16 protein-coding genes are annotated in these 18,630 nt (G+C 54.2%); 11 read left to right on the top strand and 5 right to left on the bottom strand.

Annotation, left to right across the window (positions count from 1 at the left end; translation table 11 throughout):
* Window positions 1-5 precede the first annotated feature (5 nt).
* The 4 genes from C2U68_RS21560 (at window position 6) to C2U68_RS08035 (ending at window position 7,321) form a co-directional block, all read left to right on the top strand.
* Entirely contained in the window at window positions 6-3,251 is a 3,246-nt protein-coding gene (locus C2U68_RS21560) for a type I restriction endonuclease subunit R (protein ID WP_260839261.1), read from the top strand.
* A 153-nt stretch (window positions 3,252-3,404) separates the two neighbouring features.
* Window positions 3,405-4,385, top strand: coding sequence for an ABC transporter ATP-binding protein (locus tag C2U68_RS08025; protein WP_260839262.1), 981 nt, complete (start codon window positions 3,405-3,407; stop codon window positions 4,383-4,385).
* Entirely contained in the window at window positions 4,382-5,143 is a 762-nt protein-coding gene (locus C2U68_RS08030) for an ABC transporter permease (RefSeq protein ID WP_140911951.1), read from the top strand. The genes C2U68_RS08025 and C2U68_RS08030 overlap by 4 nt, the downstream gene beginning before the upstream one ends.
* A gap of 18 nt (window positions 5,144-5,161) precedes the next feature.
* A complete protein-coding gene (locus C2U68_RS08035; protein WP_260839263.1) occupies window positions 5,162-7,321 on the top strand; it encodes a hypothetical protein in 2,160 nt (719 codons plus the stop codon).
* 32 nt (window positions 7,322-7,353) lie between these two features.
* Here C2U68_RS08035 and C2U68_RS08040 read toward each other — a convergent pair whose 3' ends face one another.
* Window positions 7,354-8,988 carry an alpha-D-glucose phosphate-specific phosphoglucomutase gene (locus C2U68_RS08040; protein ID WP_140911952.1) on the bottom strand — a complete coding sequence of 545 codons (1,635 nt, stop codon included), beginning with the start codon at window positions 8,986-8,988 and terminating at the stop codon, window positions 7,354-7,356.
* 72 nt (window positions 8,989-9,060) lie between these two features.
* On the opposite strand from C2U68_RS08040, the gene C2U68_RS08045 reads away from it, so the two are divergent.
* Both C2U68_RS08045 and C2U68_RS08050 read left to right on the top strand, forming a co-directional pair.
* Window positions 9,061-9,615 carry a L,D-transpeptidase gene (locus C2U68_RS08045; protein WP_313901407.1) on the top strand — a complete coding sequence of 185 codons (555 nt, stop codon included), beginning with the start codon at window positions 9,061-9,063 and terminating at the stop codon, window positions 9,613-9,615.
* A gap of 87 nt (window positions 9,616-9,702) precedes the next feature.
* Window positions 9,703-9,981, top strand: a complete 279-nt coding sequence (locus C2U68_RS08050; RefSeq protein ID WP_082409752.1) for an Lpp/OprI family alanine-zipper lipoprotein — start codon at window positions 9,703-9,705, stop codon at window positions 9,979-9,981.
* Window positions 9,982-10,046: 65 nt separating this feature from the next.
* Here C2U68_RS08050 and C2U68_RS08055 read toward each other — a convergent pair whose 3' ends face one another.
* The 3 genes from C2U68_RS08055 to C2U68_RS08065 all read right to left on the bottom strand — a co-directional run bounded on the left by C2U68_RS08055 (window position 10,047) and on the right by C2U68_RS08065 (window position 12,865).
* Window positions 10,047-11,009 carry a L,D-transpeptidase family protein gene (locus tag C2U68_RS08055; protein ID WP_140911953.1) on the bottom strand — a complete coding sequence of 321 codons (963 nt, stop codon included), beginning with the start codon at window positions 11,007-11,009 and terminating at the stop codon, window positions 10,047-10,049.
* The gene (gene rdgC / locus C2U68_RS08060; RefSeq protein WP_140911954.1) at window positions 11,009-11,917 is read right to left on the bottom strand and encodes a recombination-associated protein RdgC; all 909 of its coding nucleotides are present in this window, start codon (window positions 11,915-11,917) and stop codon (window positions 11,009-11,011) included. The genes C2U68_RS08055 and rdgC overlap by 1 nt, the downstream gene beginning before the upstream one ends.
* A gap of 384 nt (window positions 11,918-12,301) precedes the next feature.
* Entirely contained in the window at window positions 12,302-12,865 is a 564-nt protein-coding gene (locus tag C2U68_RS08065; protein ID WP_140911955.1) for a YceI family protein, read from the bottom strand.
* Between the two features lie 98 nt (window positions 12,866-12,963).
* Here C2U68_RS08065 and C2U68_RS08070 point away from each other — a divergent pair, with 98 nt between their 5' ends.
* The 5 genes from C2U68_RS08070 (at window position 12,964) to fdxA (ending at window position 17,751) form a co-directional block, all read left to right on the top strand.
* Entirely contained in the window at window positions 12,964-13,308 is a 345-nt protein-coding gene (locus tag C2U68_RS08070) for a DUF2069 domain-containing protein (protein ID WP_140912020.1), read from the top strand.
* Between the two features lie 10 nt (window positions 13,309-13,318).
* The gene (gene hda / locus C2U68_RS08075) at window positions 13,319-14,011 is read left to right on the top strand and encodes a DnaA regulatory inactivator Hda (protein ID WP_140911956.1); all 693 of its coding nucleotides are present in this window, start codon (window positions 13,319-13,321) and stop codon (window positions 14,009-14,011) included.
* Window positions 14,008-14,946 (top strand): ketopantoate reductase family protein, encoded by a 939-nt coding sequence (locus tag C2U68_RS08080; protein ID WP_140911957.1) that lies wholly within the window; start codon window positions 14,008-14,010, stop codon window positions 14,944-14,946. The genes hda and C2U68_RS08080 overlap by 4 nt, the downstream gene beginning before the upstream one ends.
* Before the next feature lie 220 nt (window positions 14,947-15,166).
* Entirely contained in the window at window positions 15,167-17,278 is a 2,112-nt protein-coding gene (fusA, locus tag C2U68_RS08085) for an elongation factor G (RefSeq protein ID WP_140911958.1), read from the top strand.
* 149 nt (window positions 17,279-17,427) lie between these two features.
* Complete coding sequence (fdxA, locus tag C2U68_RS08090; RefSeq protein WP_140911959.1) at window positions 17,428-17,751, top strand: ferredoxin FdxA; 324 nt, start codon at window positions 17,428-17,430, stop codon at window positions 17,749-17,751.
* Between the two features lie 125 nt (window positions 17,752-17,876).
* Here the strand turns inward: fdxA and C2U68_RS08095 are convergent, their stop codons facing one another.
* A complete protein-coding gene (locus C2U68_RS08095; RefSeq protein WP_260839264.1) occupies window positions 17,877-18,572 on the bottom strand; it encodes a DUF3240 family protein in 696 nt (231 codons plus the stop codon).
* Window positions 18,573-18,630 lie beyond the last annotated feature (58 nt).

The raw sequence follows: 18,630 nt of genomic DNA on the forward strand, positions 1-18,630 counted from the left end.
CCTGAATGGCGCAAACCACCGAAAAAGCCTTCGAAAGCTACGTCGAGCAAATGTTACTAGCGAAAGGCTGGCAAGCGGGTTCGGTAAAAGAGTGGGATAAGGCGCTGGCGTTATTCCCGGCGCAAATTCTCGATTTTATCGCCGCCACCCAAAAGCCGCTTTGGGACAGCATGAGCGAGCAACATGGCGCTAATCTGCCAGCCATGTTGATCAAAGAGTTGGTTAAGGAACTGGCGATTAAAGGCTCGTTGCATGTATTGCGTCACGGCTTTAAGTTTTACGGCAAGACCTTTCGGCTGGCCTATTTCAAACCGGCGCATGGCTTGAATACCGAGGTGCTGGCACACTATCAACAAAACCGGCTGACGGTGACGCGGCAGGTGCCTTGCCATCCGGGCGACCACAGTACGCTGGACATGTTGTTCGCAGTCAACGGCTTGCCGGTGGCGACCTGCGAGCTGAAAAACCCTTGGACTGGGCAAAACTGGCGGCATGCGGAGAACCAGTATCGTAATGACCGCAATCCGCGCGCGCCGTTGTTCGAGTTTAAGCAGCGGGCGCTGGTGCATTTCGCCGCCGACCCGGACGAAGTCCACATGACTACCCGACTGGTGGGCAAAAAGACCTTTTTCCTGCCGTTCAATCGCGGCAGCCATCCCGGCGAAACGGTCTGCGGAGCGGGCAATCCACAACACCCTTCCGGTTACCGCAGCGGTTATTTCTGGGAAGACGTGCTGGAACGCGAGCAGTTTCTGGACATTCTCGGTAATTTTATTTTCATTGAGCGCAAGGAAGAGAAAGTCGACGACGGCAAGGGTGGCAGTCGCTTGCTGCAAAAAGAAGCGGTGATTTTTCCGCGTTATCATCAACTTGATGCCACCCGGCGACTGGTCGCTGCCGCGGAATTGGAAGGCCCCGGCCGGAATTATCTGATTCAGCATTCGGCAGGCAGCGGCAAGACTAATTCGATTTCCTGGTTGTCGCATCGCTTAGCCAGCTTGCATGATGGCAACGATCACAAGGTGTTTGATTGTGTGATTGTGATTACCGACCGGCAAGTGTTGGACAGGCAATTACAAGATGCCATTTATCAAATCGAACACGCGCAAGGCGTGGTGAAGGCGATTGATCAGGATTCCAAGCAGTTGGCGGCGGCGCTGATTGATGGCACCAAGATTGTGATTACTACCTTGCAGAAGTTTCCGTTTGTGTTGCGCGGTTTATTGCATGCTGCTGGCGCTGATAACATCGACGCAGCAGACGAAATGGCAAAAACGCAAGCCAAAGCCTGGGAGCAGGAAATCGGCAAGCGGCGTTATGCGGTGATTGTCGATGAAGCGCACTCGTCGCAAACCGGTGAAACCGCCAGAGAACTCAAATCAATTTTGGGCAGATCGTCTCCTATTGATCGTTCTGAAATCGATGCAGAAAGCTCCCTCTCCCTCCGGGAGAGGGCTGGGGTGAGGGGAAACAACCAACCAACGTCTAGTTTTATATCCCCTCATCCTAACCTTCTCCCGGAGGGAGAAGGAACCGTCTTGTATGGCTCGGGTAAACGGGAATCAGGTGAAACAGAAGAACCGGATTGGGAAGACCGATTGAATCAGGTCATGGCTTCGCGCGGCCGTCAGCCCAACATCAGCTTTTTTGCCTTTACCGCCACTCCGAAGGGCAAGACCTTGGAGCTGTTCGGTCGTATCGGCCATACCGGCAAACCGGAACCGTTTCATCTGTACAGCATGCGCCAAGCCATTGAGGAAGGTTTTATTCTGGACGTGTTGCAGAATTACACGACCTACAAAACCTATTTCAAATTGGTCAAAGCCATGGAGGAAGACCCGAATCTGCCAAAGAAAAAGGCAGCGCGGGCCTTGGCTAAATTCCTGGTGCTGCACCCGACCAATATCTCGCAAAAAATCGAAATCATCGTCGAACATTTTCGCAACCACGTTAAACATCATTTGGGCGGCCAAGCCAAGGCGATGGTGGTGACCGGTTCACGCCTGCACGCCGTCAAATACATGCAGGCGTTTCAGGCTTATATCGAGCAGCATGGTTACCACGATGTACAGCCCTTGGTCGCGTTTAGCGGTACTGTGCTCGATCCCGAAACCGGGCAGGAATATACCGAACCGGGCATGAACGTCGACAGTGTGACCGGTAAAGCGATCAACGAAAAGCAATTGCCGGAGCGTTTTAATTCGCCCGATTATCAAGTGCTACTGGTCGCCAACAAGTACCAAACCGGTTTCGATCAGCCGAAGTTGATGGCGATGTATGTCGATAAGCGTTTGGATGGCGTACAGGCTGTGCAAACCCTGTCGCGCTTGAATCGCATGTTGCCGGGTAAGGAAGCGCCGTTCGTGCTGGATTTTGTCAATGAAGCTGATGATATTTACCGCTCCTTCAAACCTTATTACGACGCCACCAGTTTGCAGGAAACCTCCGACCCGGCTTTGCTGGAACAGGTCAAGCATGACTTGGACAGTATGCAGGTTTATTACTGGAACGAAGTGGAAGCGTTTGCCCGTATTTTCTACCGATCACCCAATAAGCAAAATCCGGCTGATCACGCCCATTTGCAGCGTCACTTACAACCGGCAGTGGACCGGTTCAAGGCGATAAGCGATGAAGAGCAGCGCTCTGTATTTCGGGACAAGTTAAGTGGCTATGTCAATGTGTATGCTTTTTTGAGCCAGATCATGCCTTATGCCGATCCTGATCTGGAAATGCTGTATAGCTTTGGTCGCTTGTTATTACCGCATTTGCCGCTGGATCGGGATAACACCAACGTCAAGCTGGGCGACGAAGTCGATTTGCAGTATTACCGGCTGCAACGGGTGTTTTCCGGTGCGATTGATCTGGCGGATGAGCAAGGCGAGTACACGGTTAAAAGTCCGACCGATGTCGGCACCGGCAAAGCCAAGGACGAAAAAGCCCCATTATCGGAAATCATCGAGATATTAAACAACCGCTTTGGCACCAACTTTACCGAAGAAGACCGCTTGTTCTTCGAACAAATCAGAGAAAAAGCGACCAATTCGCCAGAGGTGATTCGGTTACGGCAAGCGAATCCGTTTGATAAATTTCAGCTAGGTTTACGCCAAGTGTTGGAAGATCTGATGATTCAACGGATGAATGAGAACGACAAGATTGTGACGCGATACATGGATGACAAAGCCTTCGAAGATGCGGCGTTTGCGGTTTTGTCTAAGGTGATTTTCCAGAGCATTCCTCACACTGGAGGATAAACGGGCTTTGCCAGATTTAACGCCCACCCGCGTATGACAGCAAGGGCCCTTCGCCGCGTTAGTACCCTTAATTGCGGCATTTCAGGGCCGGTTGAATAGACGAGAATGGCGAATCCTACTTCCCCCAAACAGGCAACATTCAGGAACACAATCGTGACCACAGACGCCACCTCTGACCGCACGCCGGGAAGCCAAAGCACAACGATTATCTCGGTGCGCGGCGTACACAAAACTTACGCCGGCGGTTTTCAGGCCTTGCGCAATATCGATCTGGAGATCCGGCGCGGCGAGATTTTCGCGTTGCTCGGGCCGAACGGTGCCGGTAAGACCACGCTGATCGGCATTATCTGCGGCATCGTCAATCCGTCCTCGGGAACCGTGGTCGCCGCCGGCCATGACATCCGCAAAGATTACCGCGCCGCACGGGCGGCGATCGGTCTGGTGCCGCAGGAATTGCATACCGACGCGTTCGAATCGGTCTGGGCTACCGTCCGTTTCAGCCGCGGCTTGTTCGGCAAAGCGCCGAATCCGGATTACCTGGAGCGGATTCTGCGGGCTTTGTCGCTGTGGGATAAACGCGACGCCAAAATCATGGCGCTGTCCGGCGGCATGAAACGCCGACTGCTGATTGCCAAAGCCTTGTCTCACGAACCGGAAATCCTGTTTCTCGACGAACCCAGCGCCGGCGTCGACGTCGAATTGCGCCACGACATGTGGCGGCTGGTGCGCGAACTGCGCGAGCAGGGCACCACCATCATTCTGACCACGCATTACATCGAAGAAGCCGAGGATATGGCCGACCGGATCGGCGTGATCAACAAAGGCGAACTGGTCTTGGTCGAAGACAAAACCGCGTTGATGCGCAAACTGGGCAAGAAGGAACTGGCCTTGACCTTGCGGCAACCGTTGACCGCATTGCCGGCAGAGCTGAATGCCTGGCCGCTGAACTTGTCCGCCGACGGCCAAACCTTGGTTTACACCTTCGACAGCCAGACCGAGGAAACCGGTATCGCCGAATTGTTACGAGCCTTGAACCAACAAGGCATCGATTTCAAAGACTTGCGCTCCAGCGAAAGTTCGCTGGAAGACATCTTCGTCAGCCTGGTACAGCAAGCCAAAGGAGCTAAGCCATGAATTTTTACGGCATCCGCGCCATCTACCATTTCGAAATGGCCCGCACCTTCCGTACGCTCGCAGAAAGCATCGCCGCGCCGGTGCTTACCACTTCGTTGTATTTCATCGTCTTCGGCCGCGCCATCGGCTCGCGGATGGGGGAGATCGACAATGTCGGTTACGGCGCCTTCATCATTCCCGGCCTGGTGATGCTGAATCTGCTGAACGAGAGCATCTCCAACGCCTCGTTCGGCATCTACATGCCGAAATGGTCCGGCACGATCTACGAATTGCTGTCGGCACCGGTGTCGTGGATCGAAGTGCTGCTGGGCTACGTCGGCGCGGCCGCCACCAAATCGGTGATGCTGGGTCTGCTGATTCTGGGCACCGCCCGAGTCTTCGTGCCTTACCAAATTGCCCACCCCGGCTGGATGGTGGCGTTTTTATTACTGACTGCCGTCAGCTTCAGCCTGTTCGGCTTCATCATCGGCCTGTGGGCGGACAGCTTTCAGAAACTGCAAGTGGTGCCGATGCTGGTGGTGACGCCGCTGACCTTTCTCGGCGGTGCGTTTTATTCGATCAACATGTTGCCGCCGCTGTGGCAGAAAGTCACCCTTTTCAATCCGGTGGTCTACCTGATCAGCGGTTTCCGCTGGAGCTTTTACGGCATTGCCGATGTGGACGTGGCCATGAGCCTGGGGATGACCTTCGGCTTCTTGCTAGCCTGTCTGGCCTTCGTCTGGTGGGCATTCAGAACCGGTTATAAGATCAGAAACTGACGCCGATCGGCCGCGAAGATGAGCAGGGTTTCCGGTTTGGCTGCGCTGGTTTCGGTCATCGCGTCGATACGCCGAGTTCTCGACCGAACTTTTCGCAGCCGCTGTTGTTTCGACGCCGGCGCGGCGATTTTATTTTTCGGCGCGCTGGCGCAGCAGCCGGCGCTGCAAAGCGATGCTTATCAAGCAATCCAGGAGCTGGCGGCACTCGGCTACCGTATCCCCAGCGCGGAGGCGCCGTTAAGAGTGTTCCCGGCATTGACCGACACCGAGTTCAGCGGGCGCCATGCCGGGGCTTGGCGGCCCGGCAGCATCTATTTACGCGACCGAACCCAGCCCGATTTCCCCGCACGGGCGTACCTGCGCCACGAGCTGTTTCACGAAGCCAGTTATCGCAGCTGTAACGGCCGCCTGCCGGAATGGGCCGAAGAAATGGCTGCGATGCGTTTTAGTGGCGAACTGGCCGGCCGCGAGCAAGAGCCGCAGCCGAACACCACCGAATTGGAAGACCTGATCAGCCACATTCGGCAAAATTCGCCGCTGAACCAGCGCGACCGGGAAATTTTGGGGCGGCTGGCGCTGGATTACCCGTGGCCTGCCGAAATCTGCCAGGTTCCGGAAGCATTGAGCCGCCTATTGGGCGCGCCTTTTAGTGCAGCCGGCTCCGGTTACGTCTTGGCCAGTCTGGTTTCCGGCCGGATTTTAGAAACCGGCGGCGACATTGCCACGCCAATGCCGCCCGGCTCGTTGTTGAAAATCCCCTATGCGGCGGCGTTGAACCAAGCCAATCCGCAAGTCCTGGCCGACGAACTGGCGGCCAGCGATACCGGCCAATTGTTGTTACGCCGCGCCGCGTTCCGGCCGGAACGTTACCGGCTACTGTTATCCCCGATCAAACAGCAAAGCCTGACGCAACACGCACCCGTAACCGAACGGGATTGGCGGGCATACCTCGGCGAACGCGGTGGCGACGGCAGTTTCGCGCTCGATGCCTCGTTGCCGGAACTGGTGTTGACGCTGCGGGCCGCCCTGCTGTCGCAGCCCGATTACTTCACAGGCCTGGTGCGGAACGGCGCCAATCCGAATTCGACTTTGGCCGGCATCAACCCTGCCGACAAACGCATTTTCCGTGAGCTGCAAGCCTTAGCCAAGACCGGCACGGTATCCAGCAGCGACGGCCAACCCTTGATCGGGCATTTAATGCTTGCCTGGCCGGCCGAGCATCCGGTGTATCTGGCGATTTTTCGCCAATCCGGCAGTAGCGGCGCCGCGATTGCCGCGAAAGCAGCTGGCTTACTGCGCGATTGGCAACGGCGGTTTCCGCCGCGCTACGCCGCCGTGCGGGTGCATCTGTTATCGGCAACCGATCCGACCAGTTGGCAAGCGCACAGCGATTGTCCGGAACTGGAAACCGGCTCGGCGCGTTTCAATCTTTGCGGCACTTTCTATGTTACCTCGACCGCCCGCGGCAGCCGCTCGGAACGGCAGGTAAGCGGCATATTGCACCAGCGCGCGGCGGGCGGCGCGAGGGTATTGGAAACCGATGCCGACAGTTACGCCGACGCGGTGCTGGCGGCCGAAGCCCAGCAATTAACAGGAGAGGCGCGCGAGGCGTTGCGAGCGGTGATCGTTTGGAACGGCAGCCGGGGCGGACACCGCCATCCGGAATCCCGCTCGCTCTGCGACACCACGCACTGCATGGTGTTTCTTGGCGAGGATGTGGATGTAAGCAGACCAAGCCGGCGTGGACACACCACCGACCCGAAATTACTCGGTTTATTGGATGAATTGGCCGCTAACCGCGAGTGGTTGCCGTTTGCCAACGGCGGCGCACAACACTGGCAACGCCAAATCCCAATCGCAGAGTTGCAGCGGCTTTTCGCCGAAGCGCACATTTTGGAGATTCGGCGGGAGCGGCGTAAGGACGGCGCCTTATACGTGCGCCTGGTCTATGCCGACAACGACGAAGCCGTTTCCTGCGAAATATTTCGCAACACGCTAAAGCTGCCGTCCTGCCCGGACTCGATTCAAGCCGCAGACAACCAGAGCTGGCTATTTCAAGGCATAGGTGCCGGCCATGGCGAGGGATTGTCCATCGAAACCGCCCGCGAACTGGCTGAAGCCGGCCGCAGTGCGGAACAGATTTTACGGGACGCTTACGCTAGTAAAGCTCCCCGCTAGGCGGTTGACACCCAGCGGGAAACAGCGGCCAATCAGGTAATCACGTCCGGTTCGGTTCTGCCGGTACGTTTTTTCACTTCGCACAGTTGTTCGGCAATGTCGATCAATTCGGCCAATGCTGCCTGGGCATCCTGATCGTGCTTGCGGACATCGCGCTCATAGCGCTCCAGGTAGATCCGCAAAGTCGCGCCGACGGTACCGGTGCCGGACAGGCGAAACACGATGCGGGAACCGTTGACGAAGCCGATTCTAATGCCTTGCCGGCTGCTGACGCTGCCGTCGACCGGGTCGGTGTAGCTAAATTCGTCGGCGTATTTCACCTCGTAATCGCCCCAAGTCTTGCCGGGCAGGCTATCGAGCTGGCCGCGCAAATGGTCGACGATGGCATTGGCGATTTCGGTATCGACGGCTTCGTAATCGTGGCGGCAATAGATGTCGCGGCCGTAGGTTTGCCAATGTTCGCGGACGATGTCTTCCACCGATTCGCGTTTGCGGGCGATCAGATTCAGCCAGAACAATACCGCCCACAAACCGTCTTTCTCGCGCACATGGTTGGAACCGGAGCCGAAACTCTCTTCTCCGCATAGCGTGATTTTGTCTGCGTCGAGCAGATTGCCGAAAAACTTCCAGCCGGTCGGGGTTTCGTAGCAAGGCAGGCTGAGTTTGTCGGCGACCCGATCCACGGCCTGGCTGGTCGGCATCGAACGCGCTACCCCGCTGATGCCTTTGGCGTAAGCTGGGACCAATTTGGCGTTGGCGGCCATGATCGCCAGACTGTCGCTGGGCGTGACGAAGATATTGGCGCCCATGATCATGTTGCGGTCGCCGTCGCCGTCGGACGCGGCGCCGAAAGTCGGTGGGTTGGCGCCGAACATGATTTCGGCCAATTCATGGGCGTGCACCAGATTCGGGTCGGGATGACCGCCGCCGAAATCCTCCTGCGGCACCGCATTGAAAACTGAACCGGGCGCCGCGCCGAGCACGTCTTCCAGAATGTGCTTGGCGTAGGGGCCGGTGATCGCGTGCATCGCGTCGAACTTCAGTGTGATAAAGCCGTTCTGGATGCTTTGTTTCAATAGCTCGAAATCGAAAATCTGCGCCATCAATTCCGCATAATCGGCCACCGGATCGATAACGCGGATTTTGACGCCGCCTTTTTCGACCTCGCCGATCGTGTCCAAATCGATATCGCCGAAACGGGCTTTTTTGTAGCCGGTGATGGTTTTGGTATTCTCGTAAAGCTTGTCGGTGAACTTCTCCGGTGCCGGTCCGCCGTTGCCGACATTATACTTAATGCCGAAATCTTCTTCGGGGCCGCCGGGATTGTGACTAGCTGATAGAACAATACCGCCGAAGGCATTGTATTTCCTGATAATATTCGATGCGGCGGGGGTGGACAACAAGCCGCCTTGGCCTATAATGAGTTCACCGAAACCGTTGGCGGCCGCCATCTTGATGATGATTTGAATGGCTTTACGGTTGTAGTAACGGCCGTCGCCGCCAATCACCAAAGTTTGGCCTTGGTAGCCTTCCAGGCTGTCGAAGATGGATTGGACGAAATTTTCCAAATATTTGGGCTGCTGGAAGACTTTGACCTTCTTACGCAAGCCCGATGTGCCGGGCTTTTGATCGTCGTAGGGAGTGGTTTTGGTGATTGTTGTTGTCATATGCTACCCTTTGTAATACCACGTTTCGAAAGGGTTAAAGTACACCAAAATTTTGATTATTTACAGATTGCCATGTTAAAGAAAAAGTTACTAGGCGCTTTGATTGTACTGGGAAGTTCCGCGTCCGTTAACGCTTTCGCAACGGATGAAGTTTGGCTGCTAGTCGATACTCAGAAGCAAAATATGGAAATACGCAAGGGTGAGAAAACCGTTGCCGTACTCGAAAACATCGCCATCGGCCGCAATGGCGCCGGTGAAAAGAGCCACCGCGGCGACGACGTGACGCCGCTCGGCAATTACCGTATCGGCTGGATCAACGAAAAAAGCGCGTTTCGTAAATTTTTCGGCCTGACGTACCCCAACGTCGAACATGCCGACCACGCCCTAAAGCAAGGCAAGATCGACCTCGATACCTATGAGGCTATCGCCAGGGCTCATTCCTACGGGCAAGTACCGCCGCAAAACACCGGCCTGGGCGGGCAAATCGGCATTCATGGCTTGGGCAGCGGTAGTCTGTCCATCCACCGATCCATGAATTGGACACACGGATGTATCGCATTGACCAACGATCAAATCGATCAATTGAGCCAATGGGTAGAAAAAGGGACACTCGTAACCGTGAAATAATGTTGGTAAAATCCAAAAAAATGTTGGACAATTGCCACCGTTTTTCATTCTTTATTTTTTGAAACCACAATCAAGGGGAAATAAACCATGATGAGAGCTATTAAATTATCAGCAGTTGTTGCCGTTGCAGCTTTGGCTACCGGTTGCGCAAGCACTTCTGACCTGGAAGCTTTGGATGCACGCGTTGGCACTTTGGAAGGCAAAGTAGCTACCGCTTCTGCTGACGCTGCTTCTGCAAAAGCTGCTGCTGCTGAAGCTGCTGCTAAAGCCGCTGCTGCTGAAGCTGCTGCTAACCGCGCTGCTCAATATGCTCAAGACACCAACAGCAAATTGGACCGCATGTTCAAAAAATCACAACACAAATAAGCTTTAACGCTGTTGTCGATTTAAAAAGCCCGTGAGCCGCAAGGCCACGGGCTTTTTTATTGCCGTTAGTTTGCTGGCAACGCTTGGCTTTGCACAACTGGCGGAGTTTGAACCGGACGCTCGTAGATCGCGGTCGGTATTCCGGTCGATTTTTCGATAGCTGCTTTCAAAATCGAACCCTTGATGACCGGCATTTTGCCGCCGTTAGCCTGCTCGATTAGATCCAATGCCACATGCAGGCGCTGCTCGAAAGTAGCGGGCGTTTCTTCCAGATCCGGATAGGCTTCAAGATAGAGCGTGTCGTGATACCAACCAACCTTGATCGATTGGTTGACGATATTGACCTGAGTACCGACTTTGACCATTGGGAAGAACTGCTCGATGTCGGCTGGATACATGCGCATGCAACCGTGACTGACACGCATGCCAATACCGTTCACTACGTTGGTGCTATGTATCAGGTAACCCGGCAAGCCCAGCTTAAACGCAAAGAGTCCTAGAGGGTTATTCGGGCCCGGCGGATAATAAGGATCCAGCACATCACCATCTGCTAAGTGTTCGGCGATGATGGAGGGTGGCGGCGTCCAGGAAGGATTTTCAGTCTTCCCGACAATCCGTGTTTTCCCGAGCGGGGTTTTCCAATTATCTTCTCGACCGATTCCGATCGCGTAAGTGACTACTTTACTGGCATCCGGAAAATAATAAATCCGCATCTCCGGTAAGTTGACGACAATGCCTTCCCGCGGCGCATTGGGCAAGATAAAACTGCTAGGAATCCGCACCTGAGTGCCTTCGCGCGGCAACCAGCGATCGACGTAAGGATTGGCCAGCACGATTTCATCCTGACCAAGCCTGAAATTGACTGCAATATCGATTAGCGTATCTTCCTGCTTGGCGGCTACGTACTTGACCTCGTGCGGCGGATTACCGACCAGGCTGTCGCCCGGACGATCCGGAGCCGGCAACGTTAATGCCGACACACTGGCACTCACGGCCCACAACAAGCTGGTGATTAAACGAATTTTCATCAGATAGCGCCCTCGGCGTTAAACAACTCAAGCAGACGCGGCAAAAACTGCGCAAGTTCCGCGGTCATAATGGAAAAATCGGCATCGAATTGCTCGGTCTCGTCAAATGCCTCGATATCGGCCGCTTGCTCCTGAATCAGATCCAGAAACTTCAAGCGTTTGACGGCGAGATTCTCGTCCAACACGAACGATAGACGTTCGGCCCAACTCATCGCTAATTTGATCACTTGCTTGCCGCTATCCAAGTGGTTTTTGATCTCCGGCAAAGCCAAGTCGTGCCGCTTGCAGCGAATAATGGCGCCTTCCTCTTCAGGAGAGCGCAACTCGCACTCGTCTTCGATCAGAATATCCTTGGGTGAGGCATTGTCGGTCAGCCATTGCGTCATCACGCCGGCCGGCTTTGCGGTGGCTGTTAACGGTACGACCGGTAAAGAACCCAGGCATTTCCGTAATTGGCTGAGCAAATCCTCGGCCTTTTTAGCCGACGCGGCATCCACCACCAGCCATCCGCCTTGGCTATCGATATAGGCGTAGGTTTTTTTGGAAAACGAAAACGCCCGCGGCAACAATTCGAAGACCAATTCATCCTTGAGCCGGCTACGTTCCTTTGCCGGTAATTTACGGGCCTCTCGCTCTTCGATTTCGCTGATGCGCTCTTGCAGCATCTCGTTGATCACCGAACTTGGGACAACTTTTTCCTCTTTTTTGCCGCAAAGCATGAAAAAGCCATTGTTGGCATGCACCAAGGCATCGGCAGCTCTGCCCAACGGCGGAGTCCAACCGAAACTGAATTCGTCGTGACTACCGCAAGCACGAAATGGTTGTTGTTGCAGCTTTTGCTCCAACTCCTCGGCTTTCAGTTCGAACGGCTCGGAGAAACGGTAGACGGCCAAATTTTTAAACCACATGAAATCGCTCTTTTTCAAAACCGTCAATTATCTCAAATTTGCCCGGCCGCTTGCACCTGTGTCACTTAAAAAGCCGCGGAACGCCTCGCCTCCGCAGTTATACACACAAAGTCTTAGCCAATCCGCCTCAAATACCGCTTGACAAAATAACTCTTTGAAATAAAACAAAATAAACATAAGACGCTGATTCTTATAGAAAAAATCACCCTGTCCAAATTTTATACAATCTAACAAAAAGCCAGTATTTGCAGGCAACCGCCGCGGCTTTCGACATTCAACGCACAGAGTTATCCACAGACATTGTGATTAACCCAAGCCCCATCCCATCCAACCCGAATTTGCCGACCACCCCAATTCGCTGCAAATCAACACAGACGCTTCGAATCAATCCTTCACCGCCTCGACTTGAATCAACACCTTGACCTGATCGGCTACCGCAGGCACATATTTATCGATACCGAACTCGGAACGCACGATCAGGGCCGAAGCGTCGGCACCGCAACTGTACTTCATGCGCAACGGATTGATACCGCAATAAAAATGCTCAACCTCCAATCGTACCGGCTTGCTGACACCGTGCAACGTCAACACGCCGTCGGCCCCGACCAACTTGTCACCTCGGAAAATCAGCCGATTGGATTTGAAACTCATCAGCGGATATTTTGCGCTGTCTAAAAAGTCCGGTCCGCGCAAATGCGCTTCCAGCTCCTCCAGCCCGGTACTGATCGAGGCGGCACTGACCGAGATATCCATGCTGCCGCTACCGGTCGCAGTATCCAGCAACACTTTGCCGGATGTTTCGTTAAAACGCCCGCGCTGAGTGGAAAAACCCAAATGGTTAATCTCGAAACTCGGAAACGTGTGCCGACTATCGATGGTGTAGCTTTCGACAGCCAACGCGGAACCGCCGAATAACGCCAGCGCAATCGCGCCAAATAAACGAGCCATCGCAAACCTCCAAACCCAATAAGACCAAACTGCATTATGGCAAAGAGTTTGTGATAATGAGCGGGTTTACACTCCACAGCTTGGCTCGCGCCACTTTCATGCAAAGAATCCATTACTACAATCTAGCGTTGGCCGGATTTTTCGGTCTATTTTTTTTGTTGATGGCATGGCACACCCTATTGGCGCCATCCAACCGCTTGCCAACGGCATTGATCCTGATTGCCAGCGTCGGCCCGTTGCTCCTACCCTTCAAAGGCTTGCTGAATCGCAACTTGAAAAGCTGCACCTGGATGAGTTACATAAGCCTGCCTTATTTTGCCCATGGTATCGCCGAATCTTACGTCAATCTGAGCCAACGCCCGTACGCACTATTGGAAGTGTTGTTCAGTTTGATGCTGTGTTTCGGCGCCGGTCTCTACGTCTATAAAGCGGAAAAAGCCTGAGCCGACGCCGATGCAAGTCCCGTTACAGTTCGAATTTCAGGCCAACCAGACCTTCAGCAGCTATTACCCTGGAAACAACGGCGAAATTCTGGAGCAACTGCAGAAACTAGCTACCGGCGGCTCAGAACAACAAATTTTTCTGTGGGGCGACAACGGTAGCGGCAAGAGCCATTTGCTGCAAGCGTGCTGCCAACTCGCGACTAAGACCAATAAGGAGCCATTTTATTTAGAATTGGCAGCCGGCCGCTTGCCGAATCCGGCCTTGCTGGAAGGCTTGGAACATCTTGAACTGGTATGTTTGGACAACATCCAGTACATTGCCGACCATCCGGATTGGGAACACGCCTTTTTCAATTTCTACAACGCGCACCGGCAAGCGAATCACCAGCTGGTTCTGGCTGCAGACTGCCCCCCCAAATATTTAAGCTTCGAATTGCCGGACCTGAAAACTCGGATGGGCTGGGGACTGACGCTAAAAATTCAGCCATTACGTGAAGACCAATTGATCGACGCCTTGAGCCACAAAGCGCATTTTCTCGGCTTCGACATTCCCCCCGCTGTCGGTCGCTTTCTACTGAATCACTACGTACACGATGTGGCCGCCCTGTGGTTGTTGCTGGACCGAATCGACCGGGCGACCCTCGCCGCACAACGTAAATTGACCATCCCGTTTTTGAAACAGATTTTGAGCAATAACGCGTGAGCGACAAAATCCTGATCATCGGCACCGGGGCCATAGGCGGCTTTTACGGCGCCTTGTTAGCCCAGTCCGGCGCCGAAGTCAGCGTCGTTTGCCGTTCGGATTACGAAACCGTAAGCCGCCATGGTTTCGAGATCAACAGCCATGCACTGGGCCGATGGCAGTTTCGCCCGGCGCAAGTCTTGCGCCGGGCACACGACTACAAAGATTGCGCCGATTATCTGGTACTGTGCAGTAAGGTCGTCGCAGACATCGACCGCGTAAATTTGATCCGCGCCGGCCTGTCCGACAAAACCGCGATCGCGTTCATCCAAAACGGCGTCGATATCGAAGCGGAATTGCTCGCCGCCTTCCCGGACAGAGTGTTGATCAGCGGCTTGGCATATATTTGCTGCAACCGGTTAGCGCCCGGCCATATCAGGCATCTGGCCTACGGCAAACTGACCATAGGCGCGCTAACTCCGGACGACGCGGGACTCAGCGAAAGACTGCGAGACTTGTTCATTGCCGGTGGCGGAGACTGCGAAATCAGCCACGACATTATCGCCAGCCGCTGGCAAAAGTGCGTCTGGAATGCGCCGTTCAACCCGTTATCGGTACTCTCCGGCGGGCTCGCGACTCAGGCGATTCTGCAGAACCAGGAAAATTTCGTCCGGGAGGTGATGGAAGAGGTATGCCGGATAGCCGCCGCTTGCGACCACCCCTTGGCCGACGATACCGTCGACATCAATCTCGAGCGCACCCGCAACATGCCAGCTTACAAAACCAGCATGCTGCTGGATTTCGAACAAGGCCGGCCGATGGAAACGGAAGCCATTCTCGGCAATGCGGTTCGCGCAGCTCAACGCCACGGCATCGAATGCCCACGGTTGCAGTCGCTGTATGCATTGATGCAGCTCAGAGAACTGCAAATCCATGAAAATCGGCCCCCAGATTAATTCACACAATTGACATTCCGTTTTTTTTGATTTTTCGGTTAGAATGTGAAGATTTTCATTGACCTTGTCATTGAAGAAGCCGTGTGCATTTCGCCTCATACCTAACAAAGCGAAGAGCGGCCGCATACTTCGCTAGGCTAGCAGCTATGTGATCCACAACGACCGTGGCAATGGTGCTGGGGTTTAAAGAGTTTTTATATTCAATATTTAGAGTAAAACCATGACTGATCTATCGCTTTACAGAAACATCGGTATCTTCGCGCACGTCGATGCCGGTAAAACCACCACGACCGAGCGGATTTTGAAGCTGACCGGAAAAATCCACAAAATCGGCGAAGTACACGATGGTGCGGCGACTACAGACTTCATGGTGCAAGAACAAGAGCGCGGCATCACCATTCAGTCTGCGGCGACCACCTGCATGTGGCCGGGCAGCACCAACCAATTTCCGGCGCACCGCTTCAATATCATCGACACCCCGGGCCACGTGGACTTTACGATCGAAGTGTATCGTTCCTTGAAAGTTCTGGACGGCGGTATCGGCGTATTCTGCGGTTCAGGCGGCGTTGAACCGCAATCCGAAACCAACTGGCGTTACGCGAACGATTCCAAAGTCGCTCGTGTTATCTACGTCAACAAACTGGACCGTCTGGGCGCGAACTTTTACCGCGTCGTCAAGCAAGTCGAAGACGTCCTGGGCGCGAAACCGGTTGTTATGACCTTGCCGATTGGCGAAGAAGAGAACTTCATTGGCGTGATTGACCTGTTGACCCGCAAAGCCTGGGTCTGGGACAACTCCGGCGATCCGTTGAAGTACGAAATCCAAGACGTGCCAGCCGACATGGCCGAGCAAGTCGAAGAATGGCGCGCGAAATTGATCGACCAAGTCGCCGACCAAGACGACGAGATCATGGAGAAATATCTGGAAGGCGAAGAGCCGACCATCGAAGAAATCAAAAAATGTATCCGTAAAGGTACCATCGCGATGGATTTCTTCCCGACCTTCTGCGGCTCTTCGTTCAAAAACAAAGGCGTGCAATTGGTACTGGACGGCGTCATCGAATACCTGCCGAATCCGACCGAAGTCAACCCGCAACCGGAAACCGACATCGAAGGCGTCCCAACCGGCGAACACGCGATCGTCGATCCGGAGCGTCCATTCCGCGGCCTGGTGTTCAAAATCATGGACGACCGCTTCGGCGCGCTGAACTTTGTTCGTATTTATTCCGGCAAATTGAAAAAAGGCGACACCGTTTTGAATACCTATACCGGCAAAACCGAACGGGTAGGCCGGATGGTGGAAATGCACGCCGACGACCGTAACGAGATCGAAACCGCGCAAGCCGGCGACATCGTCGCCCTGATCGGTTTGAAAAACGTGCAAACCGGCCACACGCTGTGCGATCCCGACAAACCGGCTACGCTGGAACCGATGGTATTCCCTGATCCCGTTATCTCGATCGCGATTTCGCCGAAAGACAAAGGCAGCAACGAGAAAATGGGTATCGCGATCGGCAAAATGGTGGCCGAAGACCCGTCTTTCCGCGTCGAAACCGACCAGGAGTCCGGCGAAACCATCATCAAAGGGATGGGCGAGTTGCACTTGGACATTAAAGTGGACATCCTGAAACGGACCCACGGCGTCGATGTTAACGTCGGCAAACCGCAGGTCGCTTACCGCGAAACCATTACCAAACGCGTCGAAGACGAATACGTCCACAAGAAACAATCCGGCGGTTCAGGCCAATACGCGAAAATCAACTACATCATCGAACCCGGCGAACCCGGCAGCGGCTTCCAATTCGAATCGTCCGTGGTTGGTGGTAACGTACCGCGCGAATACTGGCCGGCCGTCGAAAAAGGCTTCAAAGCCAGTATCGATAAAGGCGTGTTGGCGGGCTTCCCTTGCTTGGACTTCAAAGTCAATCTGACCGACGGCGCGTTCCACGCGGTCGACTCGTCATCGATCGCTTTCGAAATCGCCGCCCGCGCCGCGTATCGCCAATCCATCCCGAAAGGCGCACCGCAATTGCTGGAACCGATCATGAAAGTGGACGTGTTTACTCCGGAAGCTCACGTCGGAGACGTGATCGGCGACTTGAACCGCCGCCGCGGCATGATCAAATCGCAAGATCCGGGCGTCACCGGCGTTCGCATCAAGGCCGACGTGCCGCTGAGCGACATGTTCGGTTACATCGGCGATTTGCGCACCATGACGTCCGGCCGCGGCCAGTTCTCAATGGAGTTCTCGCATTACGCACCTTGTCCGAAAAACGTCGCTGACGAAGTCATCAAAGAAGTCAACGAACGCAACAAAAACAAGGAAAAGTAATTTTGCCGGAACCGGAGGCCTCGGCGCCTCCGGTTCGATTTGGGGTTCCGGCTCGCTAGCCGCCTGATTCACAAACAGGATTATTTTCAACCATAAAGTTTCCGCAACGTACGGAAACTTGTTCCAGTACCTAACCTTGGAAGAACATTATGGCTTTTGTAATTACCGAAAATTGCATTAAATGCAAATTCACCGACTGCGTTGACGTCTGTCCGGTGGACTGCTTTCACGAAGGGCCCAACTTCTTGGTCATCGACCCGGACGAGTGCATCGACTGCACGCTGTGCGAACCGGAATGTCCGGCAAACGCGATCCATGCCGAAGACGAATTGCCGGAAGGCCAAGAACATTTCGCCGCATTGAATGCGGAACTTGCCAAAGTCTGGCCGCTGATCACGGAAGTGAAAGACGCGATGCCTGACGCCGACGAATGGAACGGCAAACCCGGCAAGTTCGCTTTGTTGGAAAAATAAAAAACCGCTAACGCTCTAGAAGCATCCGGACCACTGCCCACATCGCGGCTTTGGTCCGACTTTGTCGCAGCGACACTGAGCTGCCGCTCGACCAAACCAGCGGTAAGATAGTATCCGCCGCAGCCTTAAATCTCGCCTTTCTCCACCACCGGCATGATCCAGTAATGGATGCCTGAGCCGGAAAACTCTTCTTTCAACCTTTCCAGCAAAGCCGATATCGCCATTTTTTCGGCGTAGATTTGGAAGCGCGCCGTTTGCTGTTCGTTCTCATCGGCCGCAGTGAGAAACTTGGTCATCCGGTGTTCACCGAAATTATCCCTATCGATTTCGAAGCCCGACAGACATTCCATCATCGCCACCTCCAAATCCGGAGGTACGATAAAAGATATCGAAAACTGCTGGTGGTTGACCGATTTGAAAAAGTCGTCTTCGCTGTTAAACCGATCAGAAGCGTTCTTGATAACTTGCAAATAGCGGCCGCGGCGGCGATCGCCTTTACGCTTATCGACGATACCGGCCGGTATCTCGGTCTGATTTTGGCGGGGATCGTTGTACCAACTGCGGTGGTAGTAAGGCCTGACCACCACCATACGGCCGTTAAATCGCCGGTTCTTTAAGGCCTTGACGACCCGTTGCACAGTGACTTCCGAATCCAGTGTTACCAAGCCGTGATATTCGATAGTGCCGACCCGAGTATCTTGCAGCGCCAGTATCTCCACATCCACGATTCGTCCCGACTTTCTGAAAAAACCGTTATTCAGCGCTGGCGCCACGAATTCGGAAATTTCTATATGCCGGGTATTGGCGGGAATTCTGCGCAAAAAAATGTTCATAACTCGTAATGTGGCATGAAAATTAGCTCATTTCACAACAATCAAT

It is taken from the genome of Methylomonas koyamae, from assembly GCF_006483455.1.
GTDB classification, from domain to species: domain Bacteria; phylum Pseudomonadota; class Gammaproteobacteria; order Methylococcales; family Methylomonadaceae; genus Methylomonas; species Methylomonas koyamae_B.

Excerpts from the sequence above, each read along its gene's own strand:
- hda (WP_140911956.1), top strand. The coding sequence starts at position 13,319 with ATGCAAGTCCCGTTACAGTTCGAATTTCAGGCCAACCAGACCTTCAGC.
- C2U68_RS08070 (WP_140912020.1), top strand. The coding sequence starts at position 12,964 with ATGCAAAGAATCCATTACTACAATCTAGCGTTGGCCGGATTTTTCGGT.
- C2U68_RS08050 (WP_082409752.1), top strand. The coding sequence starts at position 9,703 with ATGATGAGAGCTATTAAATTATCAGCAGTTGTTGCCGTTGCAGCTTTG.
- C2U68_RS08055 (WP_140911953.1), bottom strand. The coding sequence starts at position 11,009 with ATGAAAATTCGTTTAATCACCAGCTTGTTGTGGGCCGTGAGTGCCAGT.
- C2U68_RS21560 (WP_260839261.1), top strand. The coding sequence starts at position 6 with ATGGCGCAAACCACCGAAAAAGCCTTCGAAAGCTACGTCGAGCAAATG.
- fusA (WP_140911958.1), top strand. The coding sequence starts at position 15,167 with ATGACTGATCTATCGCTTTACAGAAACATCGGTATCTTCGCGCACGTC.
- C2U68_RS08030 (WP_140911951.1), top strand. The coding sequence starts at position 4,382 with ATGAATTTTTACGGCATCCGCGCCATCTACCATTTCGAAATGGCCCGC.
- C2U68_RS08040 (WP_140911952.1), bottom strand. The coding sequence starts at position 8,988 with ATGACAACAACAATCACCAAAACCACTCCCTACGACGATCAAAAGCCC.
- C2U68_RS08035 (WP_260839263.1), top strand. The coding sequence starts at position 5,162 with ATGAGCAGGGTTTCCGGTTTGGCTGCGCTGGTTTCGGTCATCGCGTCG.
- fdxA (WP_140911959.1), top strand. The coding sequence starts at position 17,428 with ATGGCTTTTGTAATTACCGAAAATTGCATTAAATGCAAATTCACCGAC.
- rdgC (WP_140911954.1), bottom strand. The coding sequence starts at position 11,917 with ATGTGGTTTAAAAATTTGGCCGTCTACCGTTTCTCCGAGCCGTTCGAA.
- C2U68_RS08065 (WP_140911955.1), bottom strand. The coding sequence starts at position 12,865 with ATGGCTCGTTTATTTGGCGCGATTGCGCTGGCGTTATTCGGCGGTTCC.
- C2U68_RS08045 (WP_313901407.1), top strand. The coding sequence starts at position 9,061 with ATGTTAAAGAAAAAGTTACTAGGCGCTTTGATTGTACTGGGAAGTTCC.